Annotated in this window: 12 protein-coding genes; all 12 read left to right on the top strand. The window is 49.9% G+C overall.

Going from position 1 to position 14,999, the window contains the following annotated elements:
- Positions 1 to 69 precede the first annotated feature (69 nt).
- The 12 genes from ispG (at position 70) to hemB (ending at position 14,980) form a co-directional block, all read left to right on the top strand.
- The gene (gene ispG, locus ACOZB4_RS26890) at positions 70 to 1,179 is read left to right on the top strand and encodes a flavodoxin-dependent (E)-4-hydroxy-3-methylbut-2-enyl-diphosphate synthase (RefSeq protein ID WP_076323108.1); all 1,110 of its coding nucleotides are present in this window, start codon (positions 70 to 72) and stop codon (positions 1,177 to 1,179) included.
- A gap of 678 nt (positions 1,180 to 1,857) precedes the next feature.
- Positions 1,858 to 3,567, top strand: a complete 1,710-nt coding sequence (gene lonB, locus ACOZB4_RS26885; protein WP_379411552.1) for an ATP-dependent protease LonB — start codon at positions 1,858 to 1,860, stop codon at positions 3,565 to 3,567.
- 84 nt (positions 3,568 to 3,651) lie between these two features.
- Positions 3,652 to 5,988, top strand: a complete 2,337-nt coding sequence (lon, locus tag ACOZB4_RS26880; protein WP_076323111.1) for an endopeptidase La — start codon at positions 3,652 to 3,654, stop codon at positions 5,986 to 5,988.
- Positions 5,989 to 6,004: 16 nt separating this feature from the next.
- Positions 6,005 to 6,649: a ribosome biogenesis GTP-binding protein YihA/YsxC gene (gene yihA, locus ACOZB4_RS26875; RefSeq protein ID WP_339271559.1), complete on the top strand. Its 645-nt coding sequence runs from the start codon at positions 6,005 to 6,007 to the stop codon at positions 6,647 to 6,649.
- A 214-nt stretch (positions 6,650 to 6,863) separates the two neighbouring features.
- The gene (locus ACOZB4_RS26870) at positions 6,864 to 7,454 is read left to right on the top strand and encodes a non-ribosomal peptide synthetase module (RefSeq protein ID WP_076323113.1); all 591 of its coding nucleotides are present in this window, start codon (positions 6,864 to 6,866) and stop codon (positions 7,452 to 7,454) included.
- Positions 7,455 to 7,743: 289 nt separating this feature from the next.
- Positions 7,744 to 8,142: an adenosylmethionine decarboxylase gene (speD, locus tag ACOZB4_RS26865; protein ID WP_076323114.1), complete on the top strand. Its 399-nt coding sequence runs from the start codon at positions 7,744 to 7,746 to the stop codon at positions 8,140 to 8,142.
- A 337-nt stretch (positions 8,143 to 8,479) separates the two neighbouring features.
- A complete protein-coding gene (hemA, locus tag ACOZB4_RS26860) occupies positions 8,480 to 9,886 on the top strand; it encodes a glutamyl-tRNA reductase (RefSeq protein ID WP_379411171.1) in 1,407 nt (468 codons plus the stop codon).
- Between the two features lie 19 nt (positions 9,887 to 9,905).
- A complete protein-coding gene (gene ccsA, locus ACOZB4_RS26855; RefSeq protein ID WP_076323116.1) occupies positions 9,906 to 10,736 on the top strand; it encodes a cytochrome c biogenesis protein CcsA in 831 nt (276 codons plus the stop codon).
- 6 nt (positions 10,737 to 10,742) lie between these two features.
- Positions 10,743 to 11,402 (top strand): precorrin-2 dehydrogenase/sirohydrochlorin ferrochelatase family protein, encoded by a 660-nt coding sequence (locus tag ACOZB4_RS26850; protein WP_379411166.1) that lies wholly within the window; start codon positions 10,743 to 10,745, stop codon positions 11,400 to 11,402.
- A gap of 3 nt (positions 11,403 to 11,405) precedes the next feature.
- The gene (gene hemC, locus ACOZB4_RS26845; protein WP_076323118.1) at positions 11,406 to 12,362 is read left to right on the top strand and encodes a hydroxymethylbilane synthase; all 957 of its coding nucleotides are present in this window, start codon (positions 11,406 to 11,408) and stop codon (positions 12,360 to 12,362) included.
- Positions 12,363 to 12,366: 4 nt separating this feature from the next.
- Positions 12,367 to 13,923: a uroporphyrinogen-III C-methyltransferase gene (gene cobA, locus ACOZB4_RS26840; RefSeq protein ID WP_379411163.1), complete on the top strand. Its 1,557-nt coding sequence runs from the start codon at positions 12,367 to 12,369 to the stop codon at positions 13,921 to 13,923.
- A 55-nt stretch (positions 13,924 to 13,978) separates the two neighbouring features.
- Positions 13,979 to 14,980: a porphobilinogen synthase gene (hemB, locus tag ACOZB4_RS26835; RefSeq protein ID WP_076323120.1), complete on the top strand. Its 1,002-nt coding sequence runs from the start codon at positions 13,979 to 13,981 to the stop codon at positions 14,978 to 14,980.
- The last annotated feature ends 19 nt before the right edge of the window (positions 14,981 to 14,999 follow it).

Raw genomic sequence — 14,999 nt, 5'->3', positions numbered from 1 at the left:
CCACTTCCAGTTATACCCAATCGGGTTGATTGGAGTGGAGCTTTGGCGTTATATGGGAGAGATCGTACCATGTTTTTGAGACAAGACACACGGCCCGTCAAGGTGGGGAATCTCACTATTGGGGGAAAGAACGAAGTCATTATTCAAAGCATGTGCACCACCAAAACAGCAGATGTGGAGGCGACCGTTGCCGAGATACTCCGTCTGGAAGAAGCGGGATGTCAGATCGTTCGCGTTACGGTGAACAATGAGGAAGCAGCTGCAGCCATTAAGGAAATCAAGAAACGCATTCATATTCCGCTTGTGGCGGATATTCATTTTAACTACAAGCTTGCCCTGATGGCGATCGAGAACGGTATCGATAAAGTCCGGATTAATCCGGGAAACATCGGTAAGCGTGAAAAGGTCGAAGCTGTCGTGAAAGCATGCAAAGAGAAGGGGATTCCGATCCGGATCGGAGTTAACGCCGGTTCCTTGGAGAATCATCTCATTGAAAAATACGGGTATCCGACACCGGAAGCCATGGTGGAAAGCGCCTTGTATCATATCGGCATCTTGGAAGAGCTGGATTTCCATGATATCATCGTTTCTCTTAAAGCTTCTGATGTACCGATGGCAATTGCGGCTTACACCAAGGCGGCGGAAGTTATACCATATCCGCTTCACCTGGGCATAACCGAAGCAGGCACTCTGTTCTCGGGTACCGTCAAGAGTGCTGCCGGACTTGGCGCACTGTTATCTCTTGGAATCGGCAGCACGATGCGTATTTCCTTGAGTGCCGATCCTGTGGAAGAGATCAAGGTAGGCCGGGAGCTGCTCAAATCCTTCGGTCTGATCTCGGATGCGGCAACCTTAGTATCTTGCCCGACCTGCGGACGTCTGGATATCGATTTGTTCTCCATTGCCAACGAGGTGGAGGAATATATCTCGAAGATCAAAGTGCCGATTAAGGTTTCCGTTCTGGGCTGTGCCGTAAACGGCCCCGGCGAGGCAAGAGAAGCCGACATTGGTATTGCCGGCGCTCGGGGTGAAGGTTTGCTCTTCCGATACGGAGAGATGATCCGTAAGGTACCCGAAGAGACTATGGTTGAAGAGCTCAAGAAAGAAATCGATCATATCGTGAAGGTGTACGAGGAAACGGGTGAAATCCCGGGCCGCAAGCACAAATCCACGGTCTAAGCTAGATAACTAAGTCATTAATATATCCGCTTATATTAAAACGGCAGTCTCTGGATTGGAGAGACTGCCGTTTTGTTTGTTGTTTTCTAAGGAAGCAATAGGTCCAACGAAGTCCAAGGTCTGTTTCTCACATTTCATTGAACGTATTTTGAACTTATAAGGTATAGCAGTGTGAACCAAGACAAGTGGTCGCTTTTTAGTATAAAGTTGCAATTATGCTTTCTGTTGTTCCAAGTATAATCGCTCCTAACTGAGCTTCTGATAAATGAAGCTCAGCCCTCCCCACTACCCACTCCCCACCCCCACGATTAAGAAGGATGCCAAACGCCGCACCAGCGGAGCGGACGAATCGATTCCGGAGAAGCGGATGCGTTCGCCTTTGTTTCCGAATTTCTACATTGGTACTCGTCATTCATGAAATTCGGAAACAACAGCGATCGGAGGAACGATACGTACGCGGAGCGTCTCACATCACAACGTCTCACAACGTCTCCCATCCACTTTTTGATACTTTACGACTTCGTTAATGCATCCTGATTAAATCACCCTCTTTTACAATTTGTTCCCCCTCCCGCGTTTTACCATCCGAGGAATCGGCAATACTACCATGTATTAACGTTTGGATGAAGACATAATGGAGTACAGGAGGAATGACTTGTGAATTTAAGTATCGTAATTATGCTGGTGCAGCTGTTTTTTGCGGTCATCATCGGCATTTATTTTTGGAATTTATTGCGCGGACAGAAGACAAGCAAAACAGCGGTGGATCGGGAATCGCGCAAGGAGCTCGATAAACTCCGCAAACTCCGGTCGATATCGCTAACGAAACCGCTCGCTGAGAAAACAAGGCCGCAAACGATGGATGACATCGTGGGGCAAAAGGACGGCTTGCGCGCCTTAAAGGCAGCGCTATGCAGCGCGAACCCTCAGCATGTCATCGTTTACGGACCCCCGGGGGTCGGTAAGACTGCTGCTGCCCGCGTCGTGATGGAGGAAGCCAAGAAGAACCCGCAATCGCCGTTTAAATATGACGCAAAATTCACGGAAATCGACGCAACGACGGCCCGTTTCGATGAACGGGGAATTGCCGACCCGCTCATCGGGTCTGTTCATGATCCGATTTATCAAGGTGCCGGCGCCATGGGGGTTGCAGGCATTCCTCAGCCGAAGCCGGGTGCGGTGACCAAGGCCCATGGGGGGATCCTGTTTATTGATGAAATCGGGGAATTGCATCCCATCCAGATGAATAAGCTTTTAAAAGTGCTGGAGGACCGCAAGGTACTGCTCGAAAGTGCATATTATAATTCGGAGGATGCCAATACACCTGCCTATATACACGATATTTTTCAAAATGGCCTTCCGGCAGACTTCCGTCTGGTGGGTGCTACGACACGTTCGCCCGAAGAGATTGCTCCTGCACTTCGCTCGCGCTGCATGGAGATTTTTTTCCGTCCGCTTTTGCCTGAAGAAATTGGGAGAATTGCAGAGGATGCCATTCAGAAAATTGGTTTGAATGCAGCGCCTGAAGCGGTGGAAGTTGTGAAGCAGTACTGTTCCAATGGACGGGAAGCGGTCAATATGATTCAATTGGCTGCCGGTCTTGCTTTGACGGAGAAGCGAGATTCGCTGCGAGCGGCGGATGTAGAATGGGTAGCCAGCAGCAGCCAGCTTCAGCCAAGGCCCGACCGGAAAATACCGGAGAAGCCTCAGATTGGCGTAGTAAACGGATTGGCCGTATATGGCCCGAATATGGGGGCACTGCTTGAAATTGAAGTATCTGCGGTTCCTGTCGAAGAGGGCCGGGGTACCTACAATATCACCGGGGTTGTGGATGAAGAGGAATTTGGCGGAGGCTCGCGCAAGCTGCGTCGCAAGAGCATGGCCAAAGGCTCGATCGAGAATGTACTAACCGTGCTGGGTTCGATGGGCTTTACACCTAAAAACTATGATCTGCACATCAATTTTCCCGGAGGAACACCGATTGACGGTCCTTCCGCCGGTATTGCGATGGCAACAGCAATTGTATCAGCCATCAAAGGGATTGAAGTCGATAACAAGGTCGCCATGACTGGCGAGATGAGTATTCATGGAAAAGTGAAACCGATAGGCGGGGTCATCGCTAAAGTGGAGGCGGCATTCCAGGCAGGTGCTACCCGCGTCATCATCCCTAAAGACAACTGGCAGACGCTGTTTCAGGATTTGAGCGGCGGTTTGCGGGTAATTCCGGTAGAGTCGCTGGATGAAGTATTCAGCCATATTTTTGGTGGAACGTTCGCTCCGGAGGTGGTACAGCTCCCTGCAAACGAGGTATTTCCATCCGCATCCGCTTCATTGCTGCAGGCGACGCCTCCGCGCAACGGCAAAATAACGGACGCCGGAGGATGTTAAGCTTCGTTTGGTTGGTTTTTTATACGCAGATTTGATAAAATAGGAATAGTGTCAACATTGAGAGCCATTGGAGGTGCGAAAGCGATGGGACCCAGTAAATCCAAAGGTCGTCGTTTTCCTTTACTGCCTTTGAGAGGTCTGTTGGTCTATCCAAGTATGGTGCTTCACTTGGATGTAGGCCGGGAGAAATCGGTAAAGGCTTTAGAAAAGGCGATGGTTGAAGACAATTTGATTCTCCTATGTTCTCAATCGGAAGTGAACATTGAAGAACCGACGCAGGATGATATTTTTCGGATTGGCACAGTTGCGAATGTACGCCAGATGCTTAAGCTTCCTAATGGTACCATACGTGTGCTAGTGGAGGGTATGGAACGGGCGGAAGTTATTGAATATACGGATCAAGAGGAATACTATGAGGTCATCGCTCGGGAGCTTCCCGAAGAAGAGAATCATGACCCTGAAGTTTCCGCATTAATGCGAACCGTACTGTCTCAGTTTGAGAATTATATCAATCTGTCGAAGAAGGTGACACCAGAGACACTGGCGGCCGTTTCCGATATTGATGAGCCGGGCCGACTGGCTGACGTCATTACGAGTCATTTGTCACTGAAGATCAAGGATAAGCAAGAAATTCTCGAAACAATTGATGTTCGCAAACGCCTCGAGAAACTTCTAGATATACTGAATAACGAGCGTGAAGTGCTGGAGCTGGAGCGTAAGATCAACCAGCGGGTCAAGAAGCAAATGGAGAAGACCCAGAAGGAATACTATTTGCGCGAACAGATGAAGGCCATCCAGAAAGAGCTGGGCGACAAGGAAGGCCGTGCAGGGGAAGTAGAGGAACTTCGAAGTCAGCTTCAGGAGCTTGAGCTGCCGGAGCGCGTACATGAGAAGGTAGAGAAGGAAATCGACCGACTCGAGAAAATGCCGGCGAGCTCTGCAGAGGGCGGTGTGATTCGGAACTATGTCGATTGGCTATTGGCGCTGCCATGGACGAACAAGACCGAGGATGATCTGGACATCGTCAAAGCGGAGCAAGTGCTGGATGAGGATCATTACGGTCTCGAGAAGCCGAAGGAACGCGTGCTGGAATATCTGGCGGTCCAAAAGCTGGTGAAGAAGATGAAGGGGCCTATTCTATGTCTTGTTGGTCCTCCAGGGGTCGGTAAAACATCGCTGGCCCGTTCTATTGCCCGATCTTTGGAACGCAAATTCGTTCGTGTTTCATTAGGCGGAGTAAGAGACGAGGCGGAAATCCGCGGTCACCGGCGCACTTATGTTGGGGCTATGCCGGGACGTATCATTCAAGGCATGAAAACAGCGGGTTCGATGAATCCTGTGTTCCTGCTGGATGAAATCGATAAGATGGCCTCCGACTTCCGCGGGGACCCGTCTTCCGCACTGCTTGAGGTACTTGACCCTGAGCAAAACAATACGTTCAGCGATCATTTCGTGGAAATTCCTTTTGATTTGTCTAACGTCATGTTTGTCACAACGGCGAATGTGCTTCACAACATTCCAAGACCGCTCCTGGACCGGATGGAAGTGCTGTACATTCCAGGCTATACGGAGCTGGAGAAATTACAGATTGCCAATCGTTATTTGCTGCCCAAGCAGAAGAGTGAGCATGGTCTTGCGCCAGAGCAGTTAATTCTGGACGAGGAAGCACTCATGAAGGTGATCCGGGAATATACCCGTGAATCTGGGGTGCGGAATCTGGAGCAGCAAGTGGCTGCCCTATGCCGCAAAGCCGCCAAACAGATCGTGACTAATCAATCGGAATCCATTGAGATTAAGGCTGACGATATTAAGGAATATCTCGGTATTCCGAAGTTTCGCTATGGTATGGCCGAGCTTGAAGATCAAGTAGGTACGGTAACAGGGCTTGCGTGGACGGAAGTGGGCGGCGAGACGCTGACCATTGAGGTTACCGTGGTGCCTGGTACCGGCAAGCTGATCTTGACGGGTAAACTGGGTGATGTGATGAAGGAATCGGCTCAAGCCGCCTTCAGTTTTACCCGCTCGAAGGCGGTAGAACTGGGCATTGATCCGGATTTCCACGAGAAGCTGGATGTCCATATCCATATCCCGGAGGGAGCCATTCCGAAGGACGGCCCTTCAGCCGGCATTACGATTGCGACGGCTCTTATCTCATCTTTAACCAAACGGCATGTAGCCCGTGATGTGGCCATGACGGGGGAGATTACACTTCGGGGACGTGTTCTTCCGATTGGTGGCTTGAAAGAGAAATCCCTGGCAGCCCACCGTGCCGGCTACAAAAAAATATTACTCCCTAAGGATAACGAACGTGACTTGCGTGATATACCTGACAGCGTGAAGAACGACGTTGAGTTCGTTCCGGTATCCCATATGGATCAGGTTCTGGAGCATGCGCTCGTTGAACAAGCGGGAGTGCACTAGAGAGGAAAGTCTAATTATGAAAGTTACGAAAGCCGAGTTTGTCATCAGTGCTGTCGTACCTGCTCAATATCCTGAAGACGCCTTGCCGGAAATTGCTCTGGCAGGGCGTTCCAATGTGGGCAAGTCATCACTGATTAACCGTATGATATCCCGTAAGAACCTGGCCCGAACCAGTGCAACACCGGGGAAAACCCAGCAGCTCAACTATTATCGGGTGAACGACGACCTGTATCTGGTCGATTTTCCCGGCTATGGTTATGCGAAGGTATCCAAGACCCAGCGTGCGGCATTTGGCGAAATGATTGAGAGATATTTGCTCAGCCGGGAAGAACTGAAGCTTGTATTACTGATTGTGGACATGCGTCACCCGCCCTCAAAAGATGACATCAGCATGTATGAATGGCTGCAGCATTATAACCGGCCGGTATGCGTGGTTGCGACCAAGGCGGACAAAATTCCGAAAACGCGCCGTGAGAAGCATGTAAAGATCGTGAAGGAAACACTAGGCTTCAAACCCTATCACTCTTTTGTCATGTTTTCATCCGAGCTCGGTCTGGGTAAAGATGAGTTATGGGCCATCATGGAGTCCCATATGGGGACTATGAATGAAGAGGAAGAGCCATATCTGGATTCGGAAACGGAAGGCAATGAGCAAGCCTGATCCGGTTAATTTCGTGATATTTTTTTCAAGGCTAATATAGGGAATCGGTGAATTCTTTACAGGAAAGTGAGCATCTTGTGGGAAATATCGCTCTGATTCCGGCTAATTCCGTTTTTTTATGAAATATGATGGATATTCTCATTCGAACGGCAGGAAAGACCGCTTGGATTTGCTGTATAATGGTAGTAAGTTAAAAGAATTGAGGGAGATTTTTATGGCTCAGCGGTTAGCCACAGAATATGTTAATGCCACAATGCAAATGACGGATATTCAAATGGATCAATTTCTGCAGTATACCCAAGCTTTCCGGGTTACTAACCGGGTAAAAGTCATGGATAGCGGAGAGCAGGAGTTCGTGCTCGAAGATGAAAGCGGGGAAGAAGTTCATTTGCCCTTTGAACGCAAGAATGGCTTGTACGTCTGTGAGCTGTCGTGCCGATTGGTTACTCCCCATCTGACAAATGCCGTACGCAAACTGTTTGCGGCTTTTAAGGGATCAGGTAAAGTGAATCGGATTTATCGCGGCTTTACGATGAGCTACGACTACCACGCGGGAACGGTGCACAGAATTACGCAAGTCACCGGGAACGACAGCATTGTCATTTATGAGTACAAGAATACGGCAGGAGAGCTGCAGCGACTCTTCAACAGCAATGAAGCAGAGAAAGAGATCGAATCCATCCAGCATCATATTAACGTGCTTCTGGACCAACGGATTGCAGCAGGGAATGATAATCTTATTACGAAGACCATAGATGAGCGGCTGCGACGGTTTAATCAACGCCTATTCGTGCTAGAGGCCTAAGGAGGCTGCCCTGTAACAGGGCGCCTTTTTTATTCACGGATCCATGACACCAAGTGGTTCATTCGCACATATATTGAGCTGTAAAATATTTATGGGTTATTTTCGAAAAAGGTGTTGCATTTAAGCGTCATAGATGTTATTTTTAATCTCGTTGAAAAGAATATAGGAACCAGGATTCACTCAGGACATGTAATGTTGCGAGAGATTATTCCCTCGGGAAGTGAATGACGTAGGTCCTAGCGGATGAAATTTTCAAACATTTTATTCCTAGGAAGGGGGAAACCGGAAGATGGAATACTCAACTTTCGGAAGACACGTTGCTGTTGATACTTGGGGAGTCGATTTTGAACTATTGAACAGTGCAGAATTTTTGCAAGCTCAGATGGTGGAAGCCGCTGAAGCATGTGGAGCAACGGTAATGTCCGTCCAATCCAAGCAATTTGAACCACAAGGTGCAACTGTGCTGGTGTTGCTGTCGGAAAGCCATCTCTCGATTCACACATACCCTGAGAGAGGTTTTGCTGCGATTGACTGTTATACCTGCGGGGAGACAGTAGATCCGCAACTGGCTATTGACTATCTGGTATCCGCTTTGAAACCTGAAAAATGCTATGCTAAGAAACTCGTGCGAGGACTCGGCGAAATGACCGTGGAAACGCCTGAGATGAACCAGGCTGAACTCGTTTAATCCAGCCTTCTAAAAAAATGCCTATACTGATAACCATGGAGGTTTCCATGGTTATTTATTTTGGGGATTGAGAAGTACGGTCGATTTCCAGTCCGTCGTTCTCTGAAAAGAGATTTCGTAGAAAATAACACGTATATCTAAGGTGTTCTATATCCACAATAGTAAGGTACGATCTACAGTAGAAATCTTCATGAATGGAATGAAGAAGTATGGGGATTTCATAAACATTTCATAAAATAGACAAGGGTGCTCAATATACTGTGATATAATGAACAGGGTCAAGACAGTCCGTTGTGAACGGCAAAACTACTCGGAGAAATAGGCAGGTGAACATGCAATGCACATCGTCGTTGTTGGGTTGAACTATCGCACGGCGCCCGTGGAAGTCAGAGAACGTTTTACATTCTCGGAAGAAGACATGCCGAAGGCGTTAGAGCAGCTAAATTCGACCAAGAGCGTATTGGAAGGCGTCATTGTCGCTACCTGCAACCGTACTGAGATTTATGTTGTGGTAGACCGCCTTCATATGTGCGGCTACTTTATCCGCAGTTTTATGGAACAGTGGTTCGGCATTAATCGTGAAGAATTTACACAGCACCTCTATATATATGAAGACGAACAAGCGATTTCCCATCTGTTTAAGGTTACTTGCGGCTTGGATTCCATGGTCATTGGAGAGACGCAGATCCTGGGACAGGTGCGCAATGCTTTTTTGACGTCGCAGCAGCAGAATGCCACCGGTACTTGGTTTAATATGTTGTTTAAGCAAGCTGTTACGCTCGGCAAGCGTGCTCATTCCGAGACATCGATCGGAGAGAGTGCTGTTTCTGTCAGCTATGCTGCGGTGGAACTGGGTAAACGGATTTTCGGTACGTTTAACGACAAAAAAGTAATGATTCTCGGCGCAGGCAAGATGAGCGAACTTACCGTGAAGCATCTTTATGCCAACGGTGCTGCGGAAGTAATTGTAGCCAACCGTACGCTTGGCCGTGCGGAGGAACTTGCACGCAAGTTCCAAGGGACGCCGTGCACCATAGCCGAAGCCAAGAATTTGCTGCATGAAGTCGATATTATTATTAGCTCTACGGGCTCGAATGAATATGTTCTGAATGCGGAGCGGGTTAAAGAGAGCATGAAGAAACGTCAGGCCCGCCCGTTGTTCATGATTGATATTGCTGTGCCACGGGATATCGATCCGGCGATTGGGGATCTTTCCAATGTGTTCTTGTACGATATTGATGATCTGGAAGGCATTGTAGAGACCAATATGGAAATGCGCCGGGTGGAAGCAGCGAAGATTGAAGTAATGATTCAAGAAGAGATGGATGCATTCCACACATGGCTGAAGACGCTCGGTGTCAGACCAGCGATTCGGGCCTTGCAGGAGAAGTCGAATACCATTCATGAAGAAACGATGGAAAGCTTGTTCAACAAGCTTCCAGAACTGGATGAACGCCAGCGAAAAGTCATCCGTCGTTTGACCAAGAGCATCGTTAACCAGATGATGCATGATCCCATTAACCGGATTAAGGAAATGACGGGCGGCAAGCAGGGCGGTGAAGCACTGGATTATTTTTCACAAATCTTTGCGCTGGAAAGCCTGATCCATGAGAATGAGCAGGAAGCCCGCAGCCGCAACAAGAAAGCAACTGCACCCGTTAAAGCTGAACGGACGAAGAATGCTGTAGATCAGCAGGCAGAAGAGAAACCGCTTAAGGTGTCTCTAGCCCCAGCCACCCTTTGAGGAGGGTGAGTACAAACCCATGCTGTTAAACTTAATTTATATCACCGGCATTTGTATCTATGCCCTGAGCCTTCTGTTTTATATCTCGGATTGCGTTTCACGCAATTCGGTGGCGAAGCGGATAGGCACAGGGCTTCTTGTTATTACTGCACTGTTACAATTCACCGGAATCAGCATCAGAGCGATGGAAGGCGGACATTTCCACTTCCCGGTGTTTACGCTGTTTGATTTCCTGTTCCTGCTGGCGTTCTGCATATCGATTACTTCGATTGCCCTGGCGTATTTGAAGCGGTCGGAATTTGCCGTCCTTTTAATGAACCTCGTCGGGTTTAGCGTCATGCTGGTCAATCGTTTATGGTTCACGGCGGGAGACAATGCATTGTATAGCTGGGAGACGGAACATCGTCTCTTGCTTATTCATATTGCCCTGGCGAGTGTCAGCTTCGCCGCTTTGACTGTCGGGGCTGTGTTTGCGGCGATTTATATGTTCCTTCACCGGAAACTGAAGCACAAGCAATGGAATGATACGATCCGCAGGCTGCCGAGTCTGGAGAAGCTTGATGTTTATTCTTATAAAGCGCTGATGGCTGGAACGATTATTCTGGTCATGTCGCTCATTTTGGCCGTCATGTCGGTGGCCATGGCTGGGCGATGGACCTTGTTCTTGGATATCAAAGTCCTGTCTACATTGACGGCTCTTGCGATGTATTTGGTTTATTTCATCAAACGTCGCCTGTGGAGAAGGTCAGGCAGGGAAGCAGCCATATGGGCCTTAATCGGGTATGGATTCATTATTTTGAATTTCTTTCTCAATACGTGGTCCGCTTTCCATAGTTGGTCAGGAGTGTGATGGCAGATGGCATATGATGATCATTATGTGCCCATCCTGCTGAATTGCAGGGGACGTCTATGCTTGATTGTCGGCGGCGGCAAGGTGGCGGAACGTAAAGCCGACACCCTGCTGAATGCCGGAGCAAGCGTACATATTGTAAGTCCCATACTACGAAGCGAGAAACTTCAACGTTTGGCCAATGAGAAGGCTCTTCGATGGACGAAGCGGAAGTATCAATCAGACGATCTGACAGGCGCGTTCATGGTTCATGCGGCAACGGACGACAGCATGCTGAACCTGAAGATAGCGGAGGACGCCGATCGTCTTGGCGTGTTGGTTAACGTAGCCAGCAACGGCGAGGCTGGGACGTTTATCAACCCGACGGTGCTGCGGCGAGGGAGGCTTACACTGGCTGTATCAACATCAGGAGCTGGGCCGATGGCCGCACGCGGTATACGCGACGATCTCGAAGAACAGTTCGGGCCTGAGTATGAGGATTATTTGGATTTTTTATATAGGATGCGTTCGATAATCAGGGAAGAGGTGGAGTCTGCTGATGCACGCAGACGGCTGCTGCACAAGGCATACCGCATGGATATGCTCGGAGAGATCCGCCGCGAAGGTTATGCGCCCTGGAGTGAGGATAAAATCAAGCAGTGGATTGCGAATAATCAGGAGGAATGAAAGATGCGCACAATCGTAGTTGGCAGTAGACAAAGTGCTCTGGCACTGACACAGACAGGACAGGTTATCGATGATTTAAAGCGTTTAGCCAAGGAGCATGGTCTGGACTATGACTTCACCGTCAAGAAAATCGTCACCAAGGGGGACCGCATACTGGATGTTACGCTTTCCAAGGTAGGCGGCAAAGGATTGTTTGTCAAAGAAATCGAGCAGGCAATGATCGACGGTGAGATTGATATGGCGGTTCATAGCATGAAGGACATGCCCTCTGTTCTGCCCGAAGGTTTGGTGTCCGGCGCGGTGCCGGCAAGAAAGGATCCTCGTGATTGCCTGATCTCCAAAGAAGGGGCAACGCTGGATGACCTTCCTACAGGTGCCAAAGTGGGGACAAGCAGTCTGCGCCGGTCCAGCCAGCTCAAGGCCTATCGGCCGGATCTGCAGATCGAATGGATTCGAGGGAATATCGATTCTCGCATTCGCAAAATGGAGGATGGTGAATTTCAGGCCATCATTCTGGCGACCGCAGGTCTTCAGCGCATGGGCTGGGAGGACCGGATCACATCGTACTTGCCGGTTGAAATTAGCCTGCCTGCCGTTGGCCAGGGCGCACTCGGGATTGAATGCCGCGAGAACGATGCTGAGCTGCTGCATTTGCTCTCACTTTATAATGATGATGTCACCGCTCGAACCGTTGCGGCTGAACGCAAGTTTCTGAGCGAGCTGAACGGAGGATGCCAGGTGCCTATCGGGGCTTACGCTGTCCTGAAGAATGTGGATGCCGAAGATTCCCGCGGAGCACAAAACGTTATACAATTAACAGGAATGGTTGGCTCTCCTGACGGCGAAATCGTATTGAAGGAAAGCGCCGAAGGAACCGATCCTGAATCGCTCGGAGTGGAAGTGGCTGCAAAGCTGAAAGCTAAAGGAGCGGAGAAGATACTGGCACAAGTTAGGGGTTGAGGGGATGGCAGGCAAGGTTTATCTCGTGGGAGCAGGACCGGGCGATGCACGCCTGATCACGATTAAAGGCAAGGAATGCATTGAGAAGGCAGATGTCGTGGTGTACGACCGATTAGCCAGCCCTCGGCTGCTGCGGTGGATGAAGCCCGGAGCGGAGAAGGTCTATGTAGGCAAGCTCCCCGATCGGCATACGATGAAGCAGGAGCAGATCAATCAGTTGCTGGTTGATTATGCTTTGGAAGGCAAGACGGTCGTCCGTTTAAAGGGCGGCGATCCAACCATCTTCGGTAGAGTAGGCGAAGAAGCGGAGCTGTTATACCGTAATGGCATCTTGTACGAGATTGTACCGGGGATCACCTCAGCGATCAGCGTTCCGGCTTATGCCGGGATTCCGGTGACGCATCGTGACCATGCTTCATCTTTATCCATCATTACCGGGCATGAAAGTCCCGAAAAGCTGGACCGGATGATTCAATGGGATAAGGTGACCAATGCAACGGGGACTTTGATTTTTATGATGGGTGTGGCCAAGATCGGCTATATCAGTCGTCAACTGATCAAACATGGCAGGCCGCCAGAAACCCCGGTGGCTCTTATTAGATGGGGAACCCGAGCGGAGCAAGATACGCTGACGGGGACGCTGGAGGACATCGAGGACAGAGTCAAGGCAGCGGATTTTCAGCCGCCTGCCGTCATCGTTGTTGGACAGGTGGTGCTTCAGCGGGAGCACCTGAAGTGGGCAGAACGGCTGCCTCTGTTCGGTAAACGAATTCTGGTCACGAGGGCCCGAAGCCAGGCCAGTGCATTGGTATCCCAAATCGAAGAGCTCGGCGGAGAGCCTTATGAATTTCCCGTCATCGACATCGTCATGCCTTCGAAGGACGAAGTGCTTGCTGGCGTTCAACAAGCACTGGACAAGCTGAGTACGTATGACTGGGTATTCTTCACCAGCGTGAACGGAGTCGAATTCTTTTTCCGCCACTTGAAGGAGAATGGGCGCGATATTCGTTCCCTAGCCTCTGCCCGCATCGTCGCGGTTGGTCCAGCAACAGCCCATGCTCTTGGTAATTACGGCATAGCCGCTGAAGTCATTAAGGAGCGGTACCAGGCGGAAGGCATTATCGATGCTTACGGTTCAGAGCTCAAGCCTGGTCAGCGTGTGCTGCTGCCTCGGGGCGATCTGGCACGCAAGTGGCTGCCAGAGAAGCTGACGGAAATGGGTCTGCTCGTGACGGAAGCCGTGGTCTATGAGAACGTGCTGTGTGGTGAGGACGATGATGAGCTGTTGAAGCTGCTTCAAGATGGCGGCATTCACGCCGTTACTTTTACCAGTTCCTCTACCGTTACCAATCTGCTGAAGGCGCTGAAGGGGATGGGCGTAGCAGATCCTGCCGAACTGTTAAAAGGATCGACGATTGCTTGCATCGGACCTTTGACCGCCCAGACGGCAGAGGAAGCCGGTCTGCACGTATCCCTCCTCGCCGAGGAAGCGACGATTGACAGTCTGGTGAAGGCCTTGTGCATTTGGAATGAGAACGATCCACGCCGCGTTGCGCCATAATATCCTTATCTTTTAAATACATGATCAAAAATTACATCATCAGGAGGTATACGTCATGAGTTTTCCAATCGTACGCCATCGTCGGCTGCGTCAAAATGCCGGCATTCGCAGCATGGTCCGTGAGACCGTGCTTCATACGGAGGATCTGGTTCAGCCAATCTTCGTTACCTATGGCAGTGGTGTGAAATCCGAAATTTCCTCGATGCCGGGGGTCTATCATTTTTCGCTCGATACCTTGAAAGAGGAAGTAGACGAAATCGTAAGTCTAGGCATTCCTGCTGTGCTCCTGTTCGGAATTCCTGAGACCAAAGACAGCGTAGGCACATCCGGTTTTGCGGATGACGGGATTGTCCAAGAGGCTACCCGTCTCATCAAGTCGTGGTATCCCGATCTCCTGGTGATTGCTGATACGTGCCTGTGCGAATTTACCGACCACGGCCACTGCGGTATGGTGCATACCTTTGAGCGTGACGGTCACACCTGCGGCGATGTATTAAACGACGAGTCACTGGAGCTGCTCGTTCGTACAGCGGTTTCCCAAGTGAAGGCGGGAGCCGATATTATTGCACCTTCCAATATGATGGACGGTTTTGTTCAAGCCATTCGTTCCGGACTTGATGAAGCCGGATTTTATAACGTGCCGATCATGTCTTACTCGGTTAAGTACGCTTCGGCCTTTTACGGACCTTTCCGTGAAGCTGCCGATTCTGCTCCGCAGTTCGGCGACCGTAAAACCTATCAGATGGATCCGGCCAATGTGAGAGAGGCGCTTCGCGAGGCGGAGACGGACGTGCTGGAAGGCGCCGATATGCTGATGGTGAAACCAGCTATGGCCTACCTTGACGTTGTCAGATTGCTGAGAGACCAGTTTGATCTGCCGATTGTCGCTTATAACGTAAGTGGGGAATATTCCATGATTAAGGCGGCTGCTCAGCAGGGATGGATCAGTGAGCAGGCGATTGTGATGGAGCTGCTGACGGGGATGAAGCGTGCCGGTGCGGACATTATCATCACGTATTTCTCGAAGGATGCAGCACGCTGGATGCGCAGCAAGTAACCAATAACGACTAAAGAGT

The organism is Paenibacillus sp. NPDC058898 (assembly GCF_049316025.1).
Classification (GTDB): domain Bacteria; phylum Bacillota; class Bacilli; order Paenibacillales; family Paenibacillaceae; genus Paenibacillus_AQ.
The sequence above is the reverse complement of the archived record's forward strand: the minus strand, read 5'-3'. Positions and strand labels throughout refer to the sequence as shown.

Coding starts and splice junctions, on each gene's coding strand:
- ispG (WP_076323108.1), top strand. CDS start 70: ATGTTTTTGAGACAAGACACACGGCCCGTCAAGGTGGGGAATCTCACT.
- lonB (WP_379411552.1), top strand. CDS start 1,858: ATGCTGGTGCAGCTGTTTTTTGCGGTCATCATCGGCATTTATTTTTGG.
- lon (WP_076323111.1), top strand. CDS start 3,652: ATGGGACCCAGTAAATCCAAAGGTCGTCGTTTTCCTTTACTGCCTTTG.
- yihA (WP_339271559.1), top strand. CDS start 6,005: ATGAAAGTTACGAAAGCCGAGTTTGTCATCAGTGCTGTCGTACCTGCT.
- ACOZB4_RS26870 (WP_076323113.1), top strand. CDS start 6,864: ATGGCTCAGCGGTTAGCCACAGAATATGTTAATGCCACAATGCAAATG.
- speD (WP_076323114.1), top strand. CDS start 7,744: ATGGAATACTCAACTTTCGGAAGACACGTTGCTGTTGATACTTGGGGA.
- hemA (WP_379411171.1), top strand. CDS start 8,480: ATGCACATCGTCGTTGTTGGGTTGAACTATCGCACGGCGCCCGTGGAA.
- ccsA (WP_076323116.1), top strand. CDS start 9,906: ATGCTGTTAAACTTAATTTATATCACCGGCATTTGTATCTATGCCCTG.
- ACOZB4_RS26850 (WP_379411166.1), top strand. CDS start 10,743: ATGGCATATGATGATCATTATGTGCCCATCCTGCTGAATTGCAGGGGA.
- hemC (WP_076323118.1), top strand. CDS start 11,406: ATGCGCACAATCGTAGTTGGCAGTAGACAAAGTGCTCTGGCACTGACA.
- cobA (WP_379411163.1), top strand. CDS start 12,367: ATGGCAGGCAAGGTTTATCTCGTGGGAGCAGGACCGGGCGATGCACGC.
- hemB (WP_076323120.1), top strand. CDS start 13,979: ATGAGTTTTCCAATCGTACGCCATCGTCGGCTGCGTCAAAATGCCGGC.